Origin of the sequence: Paraburkholderia sp. GAS82 (assembly GCF_050436285.1) — a bacterium.
Taxonomy (GTDB): domain Bacteria; phylum Pseudomonadota; class Gammaproteobacteria; order Burkholderiales; family Burkholderiaceae; genus Paraburkholderia; species Paraburkholderia phenazinium_B.
On the sequence record NZ_JBNDLX010000014.1, the window covers coordinates 17105 to 33757 of the forward strand.

A 16653-nucleotide genomic window follows, 5' to 3' on the forward strand; every position below is an offset into this window, starting at 1 on the left:
GACGCCGCAGCGGCGTCGCGAAACCTTTGAAAGCCGATATTGTACTTGCGAAGCAACCCATGCCTTTGTCCGACCGCCGTTTGCCCTCCGCTACCGACGAAGTGAGCGCCGAGCCGAAGCGCCCCGCCGCTCGTGGCAAGGGGGGCGAACTGCTCAACCCTGGGCCGTCGCAGGAAGCCAGATCGGTGAAGGCGGTCAAAGCACCTAAAGAGGCGAGCGCGTCCGGCGAGGCCAAAGCGCCCAAGGGAGCGAAGGCACCCAAGGCGGCAGAGAAGCCCGCTCCGGCGCTTGCCAAAACCGCTGACAAGCTAGCCAAGCTCGGGCTCACGAGCGACATCAATCTGGTCCTGCATCTGCCCATGCGCTACGAGGACGAGACCTCGTTGACGCCGATCGCGCACCTGCTGCCAGGCGGCATCGCGCAGACCGAAGGCGTGGTGTTCGACAACGAAATCGCTTATCGCCCGCGCCGGCAGTTGCTGGTCAAACTACGCGACGACACCGGCGACGAACTGGTGCTCCGCTTTCTGAATTTCTACGGCTCGCAGGTCAAGCAGATGGCGATCGGCGCACGCCTGCGGGTGCGCGGCGACGTCCGTGGCGGCTTCTTCGGCATGGAGATGGTGCATCCGGCCGTGCGCGTCGTCGATGAAGACACGCCCTTGCCGCAAGCGCTCACGCCGGTGTATCCGAGTACGGCGGGCGTCAGCCAGGCTTATCTGCGCAAGGCGATCGACAACGCGCTGTCGCGCGCAGCGCTACCGGAATTGCTGCCCGAGGCCGTCGCCAGGACTTATCTGGACCCGCTTGGCGTGCCGCCACTGATGCAGGCGGTGCGCATGCTGCATCACCCCGGCGTCGACTCGGACGAAACGGCCCTGATGGACGGTACGCATCCGGCCTGGATACGCATCAAGTTCGAGGAACTGCTCGCCCAGCAGATGTCCCTGAAGCGCGCGCACGATGAGCGCCGCACGCGCGCGGCGCCTGGCATGCCACGACGAACTGCGGATGATCCAGCCTCACTGGTGGCGCGGCTCCTGAAAGCGCTGCCGTTTTCGCTGACCGGCGCCCAGCAGCGCGTGGGCGGTGAAATCGCACTGGATCTGACGCAGCCACATCCCATGCAACGTCTGCTGCAGGGCGACGTGGGCAGCGGCAAGACCGTCGTCGCCGCGCTTGCCGCCGCGCAGGCCATCGACGCCGGCTATCAGGCCGCCTTGATGGCGCCGACCGAAATCCTCGCCGAACAGCACGCGCGCAAGCTGCGCGGCTGGCTGGAGCCGCTCGGCGTGAGCGTCGCGTGGCTGGCCGGCAGTCTGAAAACCAGGGAAAAGCGCGCAGCCATCGAGGCCGCGGCGCTCGGCACCGCGCAACTGGTGATCGGCACGCATGCGATTATTCAGGATGCGGTGGAGTTCGCGCGACTTGGCCTCGTGATCGTCGACGAACAGCACCGTTTCGGTGTGGCGCAACGGCTGGCGCTACGCGCCAAGGCGCGCAACGCCGCTGATGGCGCGCCCGATTTCCAGCCGCACCAGTTGATGATGTCCGCCACGCCGATTCCGCGCACGCTGGCCATGACCTATTACGCGGACCTCGACGTCTCGACCATCGACGAACTCCCGCCCGGTCGTACCCCGATTCTGACGAAGCTCATTTCCGACGCGCGTCGCGAAGAAGTGATTGGCCGCGTGCGCGAGGCGGCGCTGACCGGACGCCAGGTCTACTGGGTCTGTCCGTTGATCGAGGAAAGCGAGACGCTGCAATTGCAGACGGCCGTCGAAACCTACGAAACGCTGGTCGCCGCGCTGCCGGAACTGAACGTCGGCCTCGTGCATGGCCGGCTTGCCCCGGCGGAGAAAGCCGCGGTGATGGACGCTTTCACCCGCAACGAAGTGCAATTGCTGGTTGCGACGACTGTCATCGAAGTGGGCGTAGATGTGCCAAATGCGTCGCTGATGGTGATCGAGCATGCCGAGCGCTTCGGCCTCGCGCAATTGCACCAGTTACGCGGCCGCGTCGGGCGCGGCAGTGCGGCTTCCGTCTGCGTGCTGCTTTACACCGGACCGCTGTCGATCACCGCACGCGCCCGTTTGCAGACCATGCGCGAGACGACCGATGGCTTCGAGATCGCCCGCCGCGACCTGGAAATCCGTGGCCCAGGTGAATTTCTCGGCGCGCGCCAGTCAGGCGCGGCGATGCTGCGCTTTGCCGATCTGGAGCAGGACGGCTGGCTGATCGAACCCGCTCGCGAGGCGGCGGCCCATCTGCTGGAAAAGTATCCGGACGTGGTCACCCAGCACCTGGCGCGCTGGCTCGGGGCGCGTGAGCAATACCTCAAAGCCTGAGCCGGCGTCCGTTTGCGGGTTTTGAACAGCGCGGCGTTACGGTCGGTAACGTTTCCGGGCATTCCCTGTGCTGGGGGAGGTTGGCGAATTGGCCCCATAGGTGTATAACTGAAACCTATCGAATTCATCGCACTGATTGGTCCCCAATGACGCTCACTGAATTGAAATACATCGTCGCGGTTGCCCGCGAGCGGCACTTCGGCCGCGCGGCAGAGGCGTGTTTCGTCAGCCAGCCGACGCTGTCGGTAGCGATCAAGAAGCTCGAAGACGAACTGAATGTGCAGATTTTCGAGCGTGGCACGAGTGAAGTGAGCGTGACGCCGATCGGCGAGCAGATCGTCACCCAGGCGCAGCGCGTCCTCGAACAGACGCTCGCTATCAAGGAAATCGCCAAGCAGGGCAAAGATCCGCTGGTCGGACCGCTGCGCCTCGGCGTTATCTACACGATCGGGCCGTACCTGTTGCCCACACTCGTCAAGCAGATGATCAAACGCGTCCCGCAGATGCCGTTGATGCTGCAGGAGAACTACACGCTCAAGCTGATCGAACTGCTCAAGCAGGGAGAGATCGACGTCGCGATCATGGCGCTGCCGTTCCCCGAAACCGGCTTGATGCTGCGCCCGCTTTACGACGAGCCGTTCGTCGTCGCGCTGCCGTCCGGCCATGCGTGGGAGCATCGCAAGAAAATCGATCCGGACGATCTCAAGCAGGAAACCATGCTGCTGCTCGGCAGCGGCCATTGTTTCCGCGATCACGTGCTGGGCGTGTGCCCTGAGCTGATGCGCTTCTCACAGAACGCGGACGGCATCCAGAAGACTTTCGAGGGCTCGTCGCTCGAGACGATCCGTCATATGGTGGCGAGCGGCGTCGGCATTACCGTTTTGCCGCGCATGTCGGTGCAGGAAGTGAAGCCGCACGCAGGCGGCATCGATTCCGGCCTGCTCAGCTACGTGGCTTTTGACGAACCCGTGCCGGATCGCCGCGTGGTGCTGGCCTGGCGGAAAAGCTTTACCCGCATGCCCGCCATCGACGCGATCTGCGACGCCATCAACGCCTGCGATCTGGCCGGTGTGAGCAAACTCGAACTTCCCGTCGCGGTGAATTGAGCGTTTCAAGGCAGGTCCGGCGCCGTCAGGTGCTCCGGGCGTGCCCGTATCAAAGGCCGATAGCGTCGGCCCCTATCGAATAGATAAAATTAATCAAATATAACTTTTCGATAGCATAGGTATAGTTTCCTCCATGGGTCGCCCGATTCCGATCGCGACCAACACAATATGGAGGAAATCATGACGCAGCCCCAAGCGCAGCAGCCCCAGCAAGTTTCCACCCAAAGCGCCACACCGGCGAGCCGCTTCGCCATGTCGGCGAATAGCGTGCGCACCGTCGCAGTCTCGTTGCTGGTCGACCGCGCGCTGAGCGCGTAAGACGTCGTCCGGCCGGGCGAGCTGCGCCGCGAAAAAGACGGCGCACGGCCCACAGCCCTGTTTCCAGCCGTACAAAAAACTCTCATCAGGAATACACGATGTCCGAAAGCAAACTTACCTCGGCAGCCGGCGCACCTGTCGCCGACAACCAGAATTCGATGACCGCCGGCGCCCGTGGCCCCGTGGTGTTGCAAGACGTTTGGCTGCTCGAAAAGCTGGCGCACTTCGACCGCGAAGTGATTCCTGAGCGCCGTGTGCATGCGAAAGGCTCGGGCGCGTTCGGCACGCTGAAGGTTACGCACGACATTTCGCGCTTCACGAAGGCGAAGGTGTTCGCGCAGGTTGGCAAGGAAACCCCGCTCTTCATGCGCTTTTCGACCGTGGCAGGCGAGCGCGGCGCTGCCGACGCGGAACGCGATGTGCGCGGCTTCTCGATCAAGTTCTACACAGAAGAGGGCAACTGGGACATTGTCGGCAACAACACGCCCGTGTTCTTCATCCGCGATCCGCTCAAGTTTCCGGACTTCATTCACACGCAAAAGCGCGATCCGTACACAAACATGCGCAGCAACGTGGCGGCGTGGGACTTCTGGTCGCGTCATCCGGAATCGTTGCATCAGGTGACGATCCTGATGAGCGATCGCGGTATTCCGCAGAACTACCGTCAGATGCACGGCTTCGGTTCGCACACGTTCTCGTTCATCAACGCGAACGATGAGCGCTTCTGGGTGAAGTTCCACTTCAAGTCGATGCAGGGTATCGAAAACTACACCGACGCCGAAGCGGCGCAAGTCGTTGCGCAAGACCGTGAAAGCGCACAGCGCGATCTGATCGACAACATCGATAACGGCAACTTTCCGAAATGGCGTTTCTGCATTCAGGTGATGCCGGAAGCCGATGCGCTCACGTATCGCTACAACCCGTTCGATATCACCAAGGTGTGGCCGTACAAGGACTATCCGCTGATCGATGTCGGCACGATCGAGCTGAACCGCAACGCGCAGAACTACTTTGCCGATGTGGAGCAGGCCGCCTTCACGCCGGCCAACGTGGTGCCGGGCATCGGTTTCTCGCCGGACCGTTTGCTGCAGGGGCGTCTGTTTTCGTACGGCGATACCCAGCGTTACCGGCTCGGGATCAATCACCACCAGATCCCGGTGAACGCGTCACGCGTGCAGCGTCAGCATTCGTTCCATCGCGATGGCGCGATGCGTACTGACGGCAATCTCGGTAGCACAGCGAACTACGAGCCGAATCGCTTCGGCGATTTCGCGCAGGACCGCAACGCGTCCGAACCGCCGCTTGCTGCGGGTGCCGTGGACCGTTACGACCATCGTGAGGACGAGGACTACTACAGCCAGCCGGCTGCACTGTTCCGCCTGTTCGATGCGGCGCAACGCGAACGCTTCTTCGGCAACATCGCACGCCATATCAATGGCGTGCCGCAGGAGATCCTTGCGCGGCAGCTCGAGCATTTCCGCCGGGTCGATCCGGCGTACGCAGAAGGGGTGATCGCCGCGTTGGCGACGCTCAATGAGAAAGCGAAGTAAGCATCAAACGAAGTATCACTGCGCCGGCGAATGAGGCCGGTAAGAGCAGCGGGCTCGGGCAGTCAAGCAGTACCGCCTGGGCCCGATCCGATAGTCACGGTGGGCGCATGGGCGTCTTGCCAGTTCGAAGTCGAAGGGGAACGGACATGGTTCATATGTTAAGCATCGGCAGCGCACGGCTCGCACGTGACGCACGGATTGTCTTTGGCGGCAACTTCTCGCGCAAGCTGATTGGTCTTGCCATCCTGACGAGCGGTTACGCGCTGATTGCATCGCACGCGCTGCAACACCTGTCGGGTCACTAGGACTGACTGGCGGAGCGCTGTTGCGCGCACGCAGCTTTACTCCTGAACTTTTTATATGGAGGTTGTCATGTCACTTCATTCCACCCGCAATACGTTGGCCGAAGCGATTCGGCGCAAGTCTGTCGATCTGCTCGGTCAGTCGCTCGTCACCGCGATTGACGTGCAACGGCAGGCGAAGCAGGCACACTGGAACGTGAAGGGTCCTAATTTTATCGCGCTGCATCTGCTGTTCGACGAGGTTCACACCGCCGCTATCGAGTGGGCCGATCTGAGCGCCGAGCGCCTGGTCGCACTTGGCGGCACAGCCGATGGCCGGGTCCAACACGTGGCCGATAAAACGCAGCTCGAGTCGTATCCGCTGGAGTTGACGGATGGCACCGACCACGTTCGCCAACTCTCGGCAGCGCTGGCGAAATACGGGCAACAAACCGTAGCAGCGATCAACGAGTCAGGTGACGCCGGCGACCCGTCGACCTCCGATCTGTTCACGGAAATTTCGCGCGCAGTCGATGATTACCTGTGGAAGGTCGAAGCCCACAACTACGCAAAGTAGCGCGAGCAAGGTGCATAGGGTCTGCACATTTGTACGATAAACTGGCGGACGTTCGCAGATTCATGGTTAGCGCGTGAGCGCGCCATGCTCTGCCTGCTGTTTCGTATCACTCTTTACAGGAGTCGTCATGGCCAAAAAAGAAACCGTACAACACATCAATATCGGCATTAGCGACAAGGATCGCAAGAAGATCGCGGACGGCCTGTCGCATCTGCTGGCGGACACGTACACGCTGTACCTGAAGACCCACAACTTTCACTGGAACGTCACGGGTCCGATGTTCAACACGCTGCACCTCATGTTCGAGACGCAGTACACCGAACTGGCGCTGGCTGTCGATCTGATCGCTGAGCGGATCCGTGCGCTGGGCGTGCATGCGCCGGGCAGCTACAAGGAATTCGCGAAGCTGTCGTCGATTCCGGAAGCGGATGGCGTGCCGGCAGCGGAAGAGATGATCCGTCAGCTGGTGGAAGGTCAGGAAGCCGTGGTGCGTACCGCGCGCGGGATTTTCCCGGCAACTGAAGCGGCCAACGACGAACCGACTGCCGACCTGCTGACGCAGCGCATGCAGACGCACGAAAAGACCGCGTGGATGCTGCGCGCGATGCTGGCGTAAGCAGTCAGCGTATCCGAAGTACCGGGCCTCCCCGAATCGCATTCGTGGGAGGCTTTATTTTTTGTGGCCCGGATATACAAGGGCATTGGGACGCGCTGGCGCACGGCGGCGGCGCTCTGCGGCTTCCCTCGCGCACATACCTTAAAATGTCGTCACTGCCCGCACTTGACGACGCCCGCCCATGTTCACCCGACTCCCTTTGTATCTGCGCCTCGTCCGCATGGACAAGCCAATCGGCAGCCTGCTGCTGCTGTGGCCGACGCTCAACGCGCTGTGGATCGCGTCGGACGGGCACCCGCCGCTGTCGCTGCTGGTGATTTTCGCGCTCGGCACGGTGTTGATGCGCTCGGCTGGCTGCGCGATCAATGACTACGCGGACCGCGATTTCGACCGCTATGTGAAGCGTACCGAGAACCGTCCCATCACCTCGGGCAAGATCAAGGCGTGGGAGGCCATCGTGCTCGCGGTTGTGCTCGCGCTTCTGTCGTTTCTTCTGATCTTGCCGCTCAATACGCTGACCAAGGAGCTGTCGGTGGCGGCGCTGTTCGTCGCGGGTTCGTATCCGTTCACCAAGCGTTTCTTCGCGATCCCGCAGGCGTATCTGGGCATTGCGTTCGGCTTCGGCATTCCGATGGCGTTTGCCGCCGTGCAGGATCACGTACCGATGCTTGCCTGGCTGATGCTGCTGGCCAATGTGTTCTGGTCGGTGGCGTATGACACCGAATACGCGATGGTCGACCGCGACGACGACATCAAGATCGGCATCCGCACTTCGGCGCTGACCTTCGGCCGCTACGACGTTTTCGCGATCATGCTGTGCTATGCGCTGACGCTCGGGATTTATATCCGGATTGGTCTCACGCTCGGTTTTGGCTGGTTGTACTGGCTCGGCTGGGTGGCTGCCGCGGGCTGCGCTGTCTACCACTACACGCTGATTCGAGACCGTGACCGCATGGCGTGCTTTGCCGCCTTCCGTCATAACAACTGGCTGGGCGGGGCGCTGTTCGCGGGGATTGCCGCGCACTACGCCGCGGCCTCGTTCTGAGCGCTCTCAACCTGGCGCTTCACCGCGCCAACGCACGCCGAAGGGGACTTCCTGCGGCGCGAAGGACCTGCGGCGCCGCAGTGTTTTCGTAAGAGCCCGGCGCGGGTCGGCGCGCGCAGCAGCAACGCCGCTTTATTGCCTGCCGAACTCGTCGCCCATTTCCTTGGCGCGTGCATCGGCCGCCAGCACGCCGCGCACAATCGCTTCCTTGATCCCACTTGCCTCAAACGAAACGAGCGCCGCTGCAGTCGTGCCGCCTTTTGACGTCACCCGTTCGCGCAACACGCTGGGCGGCTCGTCTGACTGGGCCGCCAGTTGCGCCGCGCCGGTGAACGTCGCAACAGCCAGCGCGCGGCCTTGCGCTTCGTCCATGCCGAGCTGGCGCGCGGCTTCCTGCAGCGCTTCGATGAAGTAGAACACGTAGGCCGGGCCGCTGCCCGAGATGGCGGTTACGGCGTCGATCTTCGCTTCGTCGTCGAACCAGACGGTCTGGCCCACGGCGCCTAACACTTGAGTCGCCAGTTCACGATCCGCAGCGTCGACGCTGCCAGTCGCCGAAAGACCTGCCACACCCATGCCGATCAGCGCAGGCGTATTGGGCATCACACGCACAATGCGTTGATGGCCGTTGAGCCAGCGCGACATATCGGCAGTGCGAATCCCGGCAGCGATGCTGATGACCACCTGCGTCGCGCCCAGATGCGGCGCCAGTCCTTCCGCTACGACCTTGAGAACCTGCGGCTTCACGGCCAGCACGATCGCGTCGAACGGCGCGAGCGCGGCATCCGCGGCTGCGCCCGTGCGAATACCGAATTGCTGCTCGTTGCGCTTGCGCGCTCCTTCGTTGGGGTCGATCGCGTAAAGGTCGGTCGGCGCGACGCCGTGCTTGATCAGACCGCCGATGATTGCAGCGGCCATATTGCCGCCGCCGATGAAGGCAATTTTCATGATGTTCCGGGATGGTTCAGTGAGAGTAGTCGCGGGCGCCGAAAATTGCGGTACCGACGCGCACGATCGTTGCACCTTCGAGCACTGCGGCTTCGAGATCGCTCGACATGCCCATCGACAGCGTGTCCAGTTCGAGCCCATCGGCGCGTAGCTGCTCGAAGAGTTCACGCAACTGCCGATGCGGTACCCGTTGAGCGTCGATGGTTTCGGCGGGCTCGGGAATCGACATCAGACCGCGCAGGCGCAGTTGCGGCAGCGCGGCGATAGCGTGTGCGGTTGCTGCAGCTTCCGCCGGTGTCACGCCGGCCTTCGACGCTTCGCCGCTCACGTTCACCTGCAGACATACGTTCAGCGGCGGCAAATGGGCAGGGCGTTGTTCGGCGAGCCGTTGCGCAATTTTCAGGCGATCGACCGAATGCACCCAATCGAAATTTTCCGCGACCGGGCGCGTCTTGTTCGATTGCAGCGGCCCGATGAAATGCCATTCGAGCGAAGCGCGCAGATCGGCCAGCGTTTCGATTTTCGTTAACGCTTCCTGCACATAATTCTCGCCAAACGCATGTTGCCTGGCTGCATGTGCGGCGCGGACATCTTCGGCGGGAAACGTCTTCGAAACCGCGAGCAGGGTGACCGAGCGCGGGTCGCGTGAGGCGAGTTGCGCGGCGAGAGCAATGCGCTGCTGAACCGCGGCGAGGTTGTGATCGAGATCGGGCATGAGAAGACGTCAGAGGAAATCTGCACAGAGACGATGTACCCGATTATACGGACCCGCGCTCCCCACTTTGCCCTTCACGCGTACAGCATATGCTCGACCAGTTCGATCCAGTGCGCCACCGGCGTCGATGTGCCGCTTTGCAGATGGGCGATACAGCCGACGTTGGCCGATACGATCACCTGTGGCTCCTGAGCCTGCAGCTTTTCCAGTTTCTGGTCGCGCAACGCGTACGACAGCGCAGGCTGCGTCAACGAATACGTGCCGGCCGAGCCGCAGCATAGATGGCTGTCGGCCGGCAGGCGCACTTCGATGCCGAGCGCAGTAAGGAGGTGTTCGACCTTGCCGCGCAACTGCTGACCGTGCTGCAGTGTGCAGGGCGGGTGGAACGCTACGGTATGCACGGAGCGGCGGCGCGTCACCGCGACCAGCGCTTCCTCGAACTCAGGCAGAACTTCGGAGATATCACGCGTCATTTCCGTGATGCGCTGTGCTTTCCCGGCGTACGCCGGATCGTCGCGCAGCAGATGTCCGTATTCCTTGACGGTCGCGCCGCAGCCGGAGGCGTTCATCACGATGGCCTCCGCGCCTTCTTCGACATGCGGCCACCAGGCGTCGATATTGGCGCGGATATCGTCGAGTGCTTCGTCGTTGTAGCCGAGATGCAGACGGATCGCGCCACAGCAGCCGGCTTCCGGGGCCACGATCGTCTCTACACCGAGCGCATCCAGCACGCGTGCCGTGGCAATGTTGACGTTCGGCATCATCGATGGCTGCACACATCCTGCGAGCATCAGCATCTTGCGCGCGTGCTTCCTCGCCGGCCATTCGAGCGGCCGCTGGCGCGCCGGCACCTTGTCGCGCAGCTTCTTGGGCAGGAACGCGCGCACGTGCTGGCCGAGCCGCATGGCCGGCGTGAACAGTGCGCTATTCGGCACGACGCTCGCCAGCACGCGCCGCAACATCCGTTGACCGAACGGCCGCGTCACCTTTTCTTCCGTGATCTTGCGGCCGATTTCCACCAGCCGGCCGTACTGCACGCCCGACGGACAAGTGGTCTCGCAGTTGCGGCAGGTCAGACAGCGGTCCAGATGCGTTTGCGTACTACGGGTCACCTCCGCGCCTTCGACCATCTGCTTGATCAGATAGATGCGTCCGCGCGGGCCGTCGAGCTCGTCGCCGAGCAACTGGTAGGTGGGGCAGGTGGCCGTGCAGAAACCGCAATGCACGCACTTGCGCAGGATCGATTCTGCTTCGATGCCGTCAGCGGTATCGCGAATGAAGTCGGCGAGGTTGGTTTGCATCGCGCGCTCAGAAGTCGGGGTACAGCCGGCCGCGATTGAAAATGCGGGCTGGGTCGAAAGCGGCCTTCAGGCCACGGTGGATTTTCATCAACGGTGCGGGCAGCGGTGTGAACACTCCGGCGCTGCGGTCATAGTTTTGCCCGGTGCGGAAAATCGTTGCGTGGCCACCGGCCTGTTTGGCGCTGATGCGCACGGTTTGCGCGTCGGTGTCGGTAATCCACCAGCGCTGGCCGCCGCCCCATTCCATCAGCTGGGCGCCGGGTAGTTGCAGCGGCTCTGTAATGGATGGCAGCGCGAGGCGCCAGAGCGCTGCCTTCGGCGCGATGGCCGCGAAGAAGGGATCCGTTTGCTCACGCAGACCAGCCCAGAAACGTTCGGCCTCGACCGCGTCGACGACTTCGCCGCCGAGCGCCGAGCGCGCCGATTTGACCGCCGCTTCGGCGCCGCCGAGGCGCACGGCGAGCGTGCCGTGGCGCCAGGCGCTGGCCGTGATCGGCAGCGGGCGGCCACCCCACTCGTTGAGCTTGCGGACCGCGTCGGTGCCGTTCATGTCGAACTTGAGGGTGGCTTCGGCCTGCTGCAGCGGCAGCACCTTGATCGACAGCTCGAGGATCAGTCCAAGCGTGCCGAGTGAGCCGGCCAGCAGCCGCGACACATCGTAGCCGGCCACGTTCTTCACCACCTGGCCGCCAAAGTGCAGCACCTGGCCCTGACCGTTCATGATGACCGCGCCGAGCACGAAGTCGCGTGGCGCGCCTGTCGATGGACGGCGCGGCCCGGCGATTCCGGCCGCAATGCAGCCGCCGAGGGTGGCGCTGGGGCCGAAATGGGGTGGTTCGAAGGGAAGCATCTGGGCGTGGTCGGCCAGCGCGGCCTCGATCTCCAGCAAGGGCGTGCCGGCGCGCGCCGTGATGACCAGTTCGGCCGGATCATAAGAAATGATGCCGCGATGCGCACGCGTGTCGAGGATGTCTCCCTCCAGCGTCTGCCCGTACCAGTCCTTGGTGCCACCGCCGCGAATGCGTAGCGGTCGGCCTTCGGCGGTGGCCGAACGGATACGTTCGGACCATGCGGCGACGGTGTCGTCCTCTTCCATGTTGTCCTGCGTCGTTGTGTTTTGCTCGATTGTACCGGTCGGGGACTGACTGACAACCCGGAGCGGACCCCTAGCGGGTTGTCCGGAGACGGGGGCCGGAATGGCGAACGGGGCGGCCTGCGGGGAACGCGTTTCCGTGTCCGCTCGCCGCGCCTTCCACGCTTGCCGATGCCACCCGCCGTCTGTCGGAAGCCTTAGAACCGCGGCAGGTCCGGGTGCGGCAGTAACCCGCCGCGAACGTGCATCTTGCCGTATTCGGCGCAGCGTGCCCGCGTCGGGATACCTTTGTCAGGGTTCAGCAAGCCGGGCGGATCGAAAGCCCGCTTGACCGCATGGAACGCATCGCGCTCTTCGGGCGAGAACTGCACGCACATCGAATTGATCTTTTCGATGCCCACGCCATGCTCACCCGTCACGGTCCCGCCCAGTTCGACGCAGGTTTCGAGGATGTCGCTGCCGAACGCTTCGGCCCGGTGCCACTCGTCCATATCGTTGCCGTTGAACAGGATCAGCGGGTGCATGTTGCCGTCGCCGGCATGGAAAACGTTCATGCAGCGCAACTGATACTTCTTTTCCATTGCTTCGATGCGTGCGAGCAGCGGTCCGATACTGCGGCGCGGCACGGTGCCGTCCATGCAGTAGTAATCGGGCGAGATGCGGCCCGCGGCCGGGAACGCATTCTTGCGTCCGGACCAGAAGCGCAGCCGTTCCTGCTCGGAGCGGGAGATCTGGATGCGCGTCGCGCCCTGTTCGCGCAACACCGCCGTCATGCGGACGATTTCGTCGGCCACTTCTTCAGGCGTGCCGTCCGATTCGCATAGGAGAATCGCCGCAGCGTCCAGATCGTATCCGGCCTTGACGAACTCCTCGACGGCGCGCGTCGCGGGTTTGTCCATCATTTCCAGTCCGGCCGGAATGATGCCCGCCGCAATGATGCCGGCGACCGCATCTCCGCCTTTCACCACGTCGTCGAAACTCGCCATGATGACCTGCGCGGTCTGCGGCTTGGGGATCAGTTTGACGGTGATTTCGGTGACGATGGCGAACATGCCTTCGCTGCCGATCATCACGGCCAGCAGGTCGAGCCCCGGCGCATCGGGAGCGAGCGAGCCGAACTCGACCACTTCGCCTTCCATCGTAACGGCCCGCACGCGCAGCACGTTGTGCACGGTGAGGCCGTACTTGAGGCAATGGACCCCGCCGGAATTTTCCGAGACGTTGCCGCCGATCGTGCAGGCGATCTGCGAGGACGGATCGGGTGCGTAGTAAAGGCCGTAGGGCGCAGCTGCCTCGGAGATTGCAAGATTGCGCACGCCCGGCTGGACGGTCGCGGTGCGCGCGTATGAGTCGACTTCCACGATCTTCCGGAAGCGCGCCAGCGATACCACCACACCGTGGCGGATCGGCATCGCGCCGCCCGACAGCCCCGTGCCCGCGCCGCGCGGGACGATGGGCACGTCGAGCCGGTGGCAGATCTGCACGATTCGCTGCACTTGCGATTCGGTTTCCGGCAACGCGACGGCGAGCGGTAGCCGGCGGTATGCCGCCAGGCCGTCGCACTCGTAGGCGACGGTGTCCTCCTCGCGGTACAGCAGGCAATGGGTCGGCAGCACGGCCATCAGTGCCTGCACAACCTCACGTTGGCGCTGCGCGAGCACTTCGGCCGACAGCTCGGCGGGTGCATTCATGGTTCCTCTCCTCGTACTCCGGTGCGCCGGGCGCGCGGCTTTGCCGCGCGAGGTATGACAAGTGCCAGCAGGGGCGGCCTATAGGGTGATCTATCGATGCCCTAAGCGGCCCACGCGAAAATCTTGCCGGGATTCATGAGGTTACGCGGGTCGAGCGCATGCTTGATCGAACGCATGGTATCGACGGCGACCTCACCGTGTTCTTCCAGCAGGAAGCCCATCTTGTGCAAACCGACCCCGTGTTCGCCCGTGCAGGTGCCGTCCATGCGCAACGCGCGCTGCACGATGCGTTGGTTGAGCCGCTCGGCTTCCGCTAGCTCTTCGGGCTTGTTCGGGTCGATCAGGATCGCGACGTGGAAATTGCCGTCGCCCACATGGCCGACGATCGGGCAGGGTAGCGGCGAGGCCAACAGGTCCTGCTCCGTTTCGACCACGCATTCCGCGAGCCGCGAGATTGGCACGCAAACGTCAGTGGTGACCGCGCGGCAGCCGGGCTTCAGTTGCAACATTGCGAAGTAGGCGTTGTGCCGGGCGTTCCAGAGACGGCTGCGGTCTTCCGGACGGGTGGCCCATTCGAAGCCTTCACCGGCGTTTTGCGCCGTGATTTCCTGCACCGTTTCCGCCTGTTCCTTCACGCCGGATTCGGTGCCGTGGAATTCGAAGAAGAGCGTGGGCGCCTCGCGCAGCGTGAGATTCGAATGGCGGTTGATCGAACGGATGGCGAGCGAATCCACGAATTCCACGCGTGCAATCGGCACACCCATCTGGATGGTCTCGATGACGGCGCGCACGGCGTCGCCCATCGAAGGAAACGTGCATACCGCGGCCGAGACGGCTTCCGGTTGCGGATAAAGCCGCAAGGTAATTTCGGTAATGACGCCGAGCGTGCCCTCCGAGCCGACAAAAAGGCGCGTCAGGTCATACCCCGCCGACGACTTCCGTGCCCGTGTACCGGTCTTGATGACGCGGCCGTCAGCCAGCACCACGGTGAGGCCGAGCACGTTCTCGCGCATCGTGCCGTAGCGCACGGCGTTCGTACCCGAGGCGCGCGTTGCCGACATACCGCCGATACTGGCATCCGCGCCGGGATCGATCGGGAAAAACAGACCCGTGTCGCGAAGCGCTTCGTTGAGCTGCTTGCGTGAGATGCCCGGCTCGACGGTGACGGTAAGGTCTTCCGCGTTGATCGACAGGACCTGGTTCATTTCCGACAGATCGATCGACACGCCGCCCTGTACCGCCAGCAGATGCCCTTCCAGCGACGAACCGTTGCCGTAAGGAATGATCGGCACGTCGTGCTGCCCGCATAATCTGACAATGGCCTGCACCTCTTCCGTATTGCGCCCGAAAACCACGGCGTCAGGCAATTGCGGATCGAACGGCGATTCGTCGCGGCCATGATGGGCGCGCACGGCTTCGGCGATCGAAACCCGCTCGCCAAAGACAGATTTAAGCGAAGTGAGGAGTTCAGCGGGGAAGGGGCGGCGCAAGGGTGCCGGCGGCGCGGGATGATTCACAAGGGTCTCCTGAAGACGGGCTTGGCGTCTGTAGCTTCTGATTCATTTTACGCCGAACACCGGGCTTTACGCCGAACCGCGGCACCTCGCCGGCTGGCCGAACCTATAATGGCCGCGATATCGGGATCGGCATCGGGCAGGCCGCCACGGGGACGCATCTCACACTGAAAGGACGGCACATATCATGGGTCACCGTTTGAGCAAGATTGCCACCCGGACGGGCGACGACGGCACCACGGGTCTCGGCGACGGCCGCCGTGTCCGCAAGGACGAGGCGCGGATCACAGCCATTGGCGAAGTGGATGAACTGAACTCGAACCTCGGCGTGCTGCTGTGCGAAAACCTGCCTGAGAACGTGCGCCTGGCGCTGACCGCCATCCAGCACGACCTGTTCGACCTGGGCGGCGAACTTTGCATTCCGGGCCACACGATCATCACGGACAAGCATCTGGCCCAGCTCGACGGCTGGCTTGATGACTACAACGCGACGTTACCGCCGCTGAAGGAATTCATCTTGCCTGGCGGCTCGCGTTCAGCGGCGCTTGCGCACGTGTGCCGGACGGTGTGCCGCCGGGCCGAACGCGCCATCGTGGCGCTTGGCCAGAGCGAGGCGATTAATGCCGCGCCTCGTCAATACGTGAATCGCCTGTCCGATCTGCTGTTTGTGCTGGCGCGCGTGTTGAATCGCGTGGATGGCGGCAGCGACGTCCTCTGGCAGCACCAGCGCGGCGCGAAATAAGCAGTCCGGGCGCAGCGATAAAGACGCGAGGTGCGCGACGACGGCAGGTGGGAAGCGCCTTAGCCGATCTCCAGCGTGACCGGCTTGCCGATCCGGCTCATCATTTCGACCAGCGTATCGATGGTGAATTTGGTGGTCTTCTTGTTGACCACGTCCGACACGCGCGGGCGCGACACCTTCAGGATCTCGGCGGCATCGGCCTGCTTCAGATGGTGTTCGTCGATCCATGTAGACAGTTCGGTCATCAACTGTTCCTTGAGGAGCCGCGTGTCGTTGATTTCCTTTTGTGATACGGCGTGCAGCTGTGCCGCTTCCTCAGCGGGGAAACCCAGCTCGAGGAACAGGTTTGCACCCGGTTTCGTCACATGACGGATTTTGGTGTCGATGGTCATTGATATGTCCTTGTCTCGTTGATCACTGCGCGATAGCGCGCCTCAGCAATATCCCGGTCGTGCCGGCTCGTGACCTCGCTCTGTTTCTGGAAGCAGTGCAGCACATAAATGGCTTCCACGAACTTCGTCACGTACATCACACGGTAAATACCGTTCGCTTCACTGATACGGATTTCACGCGTACCGGAGCCGACGATAGCAAACGGTTTCCAGTCGTCAGGGTCGAGGCCGGCCTGAACTTTACTGAGTTGGAAACCGGCCTTCCGGCGTGCCTCGTCTGGAAAGGCCAATAAATCGTCAAAGCTGGAACCCATCCAGCAAATTTCTTTGTCCCACTGCATGCACGTCCTTGATGTATAAAATTGTATACCAATCCCCCAGAAGCAGCAAGATGCATCTGCTTCCACCATGGG

The 16653-nt window shown here is 62.9% G+C and carries 17 protein-coding genes; 9 read left to right on the forward strand and 8 right to left on the reverse strand.

Going from position 1 to position 16653, the window contains the following annotated elements; all coding sequences use genetic code 11:
• Positions 1–59: 59 nt before the first annotated feature.
• The 8 genes from recG to ubiA all read left to right on the forward strand — a co-directional run bounded on the left by recG (position 60) and on the right by ubiA (position 7844).
• The gene (recG, locus tag P3T17_RS33185; RefSeq protein ID WP_429411081.1) at positions 60–2351 is read left to right on the forward strand and encodes an ATP-dependent DNA helicase RecG; all 2292 of its coding nucleotides are present in this window, start codon (positions 60–62) and stop codon (positions 2349–2351) included.
• A 146-nt stretch (positions 2352–2497) separates the two neighbouring features.
• The gene (locus P3T17_RS33190) at positions 2498–3457 is read left to right on the forward strand and encodes a LysR substrate-binding domain-containing protein (RefSeq protein ID WP_074265836.1); all 960 of its coding nucleotides are present in this window, start codon (positions 2498–2500) and stop codon (positions 3455–3457) included.
• Positions 3458–3637: 180 nt separating this feature from the next.
• Positions 3638–3775 (forward strand): hypothetical protein, encoded by a 138-nt coding sequence (locus P3T17_RS33195; protein ID WP_167379403.1) that lies wholly within the window; start codon positions 3638–3640, stop codon positions 3773–3775.
• A gap of 98 nt (positions 3776–3873) precedes the next feature.
• Positions 3874–5325, forward strand: a complete 1452-nt coding sequence (locus P3T17_RS33200; RefSeq protein ID WP_429411083.1) for a catalase — start codon at positions 3874–3876, stop codon at positions 5323–5325.
• A gap of 146 nt (positions 5326–5471) precedes the next feature.
• A complete protein-coding gene (locus P3T17_RS33205; protein ID WP_167379402.1) occupies positions 5472–5630 on the forward strand; it encodes a hypothetical protein in 159 nt (52 codons plus the stop codon).
• A gap of 67 nt (positions 5631–5697) precedes the next feature.
• On the forward strand, positions 5698–6183 hold the full coding sequence (gene dps / locus P3T17_RS33210) for a DNA starvation/stationary phase protection protein Dps (protein ID WP_429411085.1): 486 nt from the start codon (positions 5698–5700) through the stop codon (positions 6181–6183).
• A 127-nt stretch (positions 6184–6310) separates the two neighbouring features.
• Positions 6311–6799, forward strand: coding sequence for a Dps family protein (locus P3T17_RS33215; RefSeq protein WP_074265833.1), 489 nt, complete (start codon positions 6311–6313; stop codon positions 6797–6799).
• A gap of 181 nt (positions 6800–6980) precedes the next feature.
• Positions 6981–7844, forward strand: coding sequence for a 4-hydroxybenzoate octaprenyltransferase (gene ubiA, locus P3T17_RS33220; protein WP_429411087.1), 864 nt, complete (start codon positions 6981–6983; stop codon positions 7842–7844).
• A 132-nt stretch (positions 7845–7976) separates the two neighbouring features.
• Here the strand turns inward: ubiA and proC are convergent, their stop codons facing one another.
• The 6 genes from proC to P3T17_RS33250 all read right to left on the reverse strand — a co-directional run bounded on the left by proC (position 7977) and on the right by P3T17_RS33250 (position 15109).
• Positions 7977–8792 carry a pyrroline-5-carboxylate reductase gene (gene proC / locus P3T17_RS33225; protein WP_429411089.1) on the reverse strand — a complete coding sequence of 272 codons (816 nt, stop codon included), beginning with the start codon at positions 8790–8792 and terminating at the stop codon, positions 7977–7979.
• A gap of 16 nt (positions 8793–8808) precedes the next feature.
• A complete protein-coding gene (locus tag P3T17_RS33230) occupies positions 8809–9507 on the reverse strand; it encodes a YggS family pyridoxal phosphate-dependent enzyme (RefSeq protein ID WP_429411091.1) in 699 nt (232 codons plus the stop codon).
• A gap of 74 nt (positions 9508–9581) precedes the next feature.
• On the reverse strand, positions 9582–10808 hold the full coding sequence (gene glcF, locus P3T17_RS33235; RefSeq protein ID WP_074265829.1) for a glycolate oxidase subunit GlcF: 1227 nt from the start codon (positions 10806–10808) through the stop codon (positions 9582–9584).
• Between the two features lie 7 nt (positions 10809–10815).
• Entirely contained in the window at positions 10816–11904 is a 1089-nt protein-coding gene (gene glcE / locus P3T17_RS33240; RefSeq protein WP_074265828.1) for a glycolate oxidase subunit GlcE, read from the reverse strand.
• A gap of 194 nt (positions 11905–12098) precedes the next feature.
• Complete coding sequence (locus tag P3T17_RS33245; RefSeq protein ID WP_429411093.1) at positions 12099–13592, reverse strand: FAD-linked oxidase C-terminal domain-containing protein; 1494 nt, start codon at positions 13590–13592, stop codon at positions 12099–12101.
• Positions 13593–13693: 101 nt separating this feature from the next.
• Positions 13694–15109, reverse strand: a complete 1416-nt coding sequence (locus P3T17_RS33250) for an FAD-linked oxidase C-terminal domain-containing protein (protein ID WP_429411095.1) — start codon at positions 15107–15109, stop codon at positions 13694–13696.
• Positions 15110–15293: 184 nt separating this feature from the next.
• Here P3T17_RS33250 and P3T17_RS33255 point away from each other — a divergent pair, with 184 nt between their 5' ends.
• Complete coding sequence (locus P3T17_RS33255) at positions 15294–15848, forward strand: cob(I)yrinic acid a,c-diamide adenosyltransferase (RefSeq protein WP_074265825.1); 555 nt, start codon at positions 15294–15296, stop codon at positions 15846–15848.
• A gap of 59 nt (positions 15849–15907) precedes the next feature.
• On the opposite strand, the gene P3T17_RS33260 is transcribed toward P3T17_RS33255, so the two are convergent.
• Positions 15908–16240: a helix-turn-helix domain-containing protein gene (locus P3T17_RS33260; RefSeq protein ID WP_074265824.1), complete on the reverse strand. Its 333-nt coding sequence runs from the start codon at positions 16238–16240 to the stop codon at positions 15908–15910.
• Positions 16237–16581 carry a type II toxin-antitoxin system RelE/ParE family toxin gene (locus P3T17_RS33265; protein ID WP_429411098.1) on the reverse strand — a complete coding sequence of 115 codons (345 nt, stop codon included), beginning with the start codon at positions 16579–16581 and terminating at the stop codon, positions 16237–16239. Before P3T17_RS33265 ends, P3T17_RS33260 begins: the two co-directional genes overlap by 4 nt.
• Between the last annotated feature and the right edge of the window lie 72 nt (positions 16582–16653).

Bases quoted from the DNA above. Each gene is read 5' to 3' on its own strand.
- glcF (WP_074265829.1), bottom strand. From the start codon at position 10,808: ATGCAAACCAACCTCGCCGACTTCATTCGCGATACCGCTGACGGCATC.
- P3T17_RS33215 (WP_074265833.1), top strand. From the start codon at position 6,311: ATGGCCAAAAAAGAAACCGTACAACACATCAATATCGGCATTAGCGAC.
- P3T17_RS33255 (WP_074265825.1), top strand. From the start codon at position 15,294: ATGGGTCACCGTTTGAGCAAGATTGCCACCCGGACGGGCGACGACGGC.
- glcE (WP_074265828.1), bottom strand. From the start codon at position 11,904: ATGGAAGAGGACGACACCGTCGCCGCATGGTCCGAACGTATCCGTTCG.
- P3T17_RS33200 (WP_429411083.1), top strand. From the start codon at position 3,874: ATGTCCGAAAGCAAACTTACCTCGGCAGCCGGCGCACCTGTCGCCGAC.
- proC (WP_429411089.1), bottom strand. From the start codon at position 8,792: ATGAAAATTGCCTTCATCGGCGGCGGCAATATGGCCGCTGCAATCATC.
- P3T17_RS33245 (WP_429411093.1), bottom strand. From the start codon at position 13,592: ATGAATGCACCCGCCGAGCTGTCGGCCGAAGTGCTCGCGCAGCGCCAA.
- P3T17_RS33190 (WP_074265836.1), top strand. From the start codon at position 2,498: ATGACGCTCACTGAATTGAAATACATCGTCGCGGTTGCCCGCGAGCGG.
- P3T17_RS33205 (WP_167379402.1), top strand. From the start codon at position 5,472: ATGGTTCATATGTTAAGCATCGGCAGCGCACGGCTCGCACGTGACGCA.
- ubiA (WP_429411087.1), top strand. From the start codon at position 6,981: ATGTTCACCCGACTCCCTTTGTATCTGCGCCTCGTCCGCATGGACAAG.
- recG (WP_429411081.1), top strand. From the start codon at position 60: ATGCCTTTGTCCGACCGCCGTTTGCCCTCCGCTACCGACGAAGTGAGC.
- P3T17_RS33260 (WP_074265824.1), bottom strand. From the start codon at position 16,240: ATGACCATCGACACCAAAATCCGTCATGTGACGAAACCGGGTGCAAAC.
- P3T17_RS33195 (WP_167379403.1), top strand. From the start codon at position 3,638: ATGACGCAGCCCCAAGCGCAGCAGCCCCAGCAAGTTTCCACCCAAAGC.
- dps (WP_429411085.1), top strand. From the start codon at position 5,698: ATGTCACTTCATTCCACCCGCAATACGTTGGCCGAAGCGATTCGGCGC.
- P3T17_RS33230 (WP_429411091.1), bottom strand. From the start codon at position 9,507: ATGCCCGATCTCGATCACAACCTCGCCGCGGTTCAGCAGCGCATTGCT.
- P3T17_RS33265 (WP_429411098.1), bottom strand. From the start codon at position 16,581: ATGCAGTGGGACAAAGAAATTTGCTGGATGGGTTCCAGCTTTGACGAT.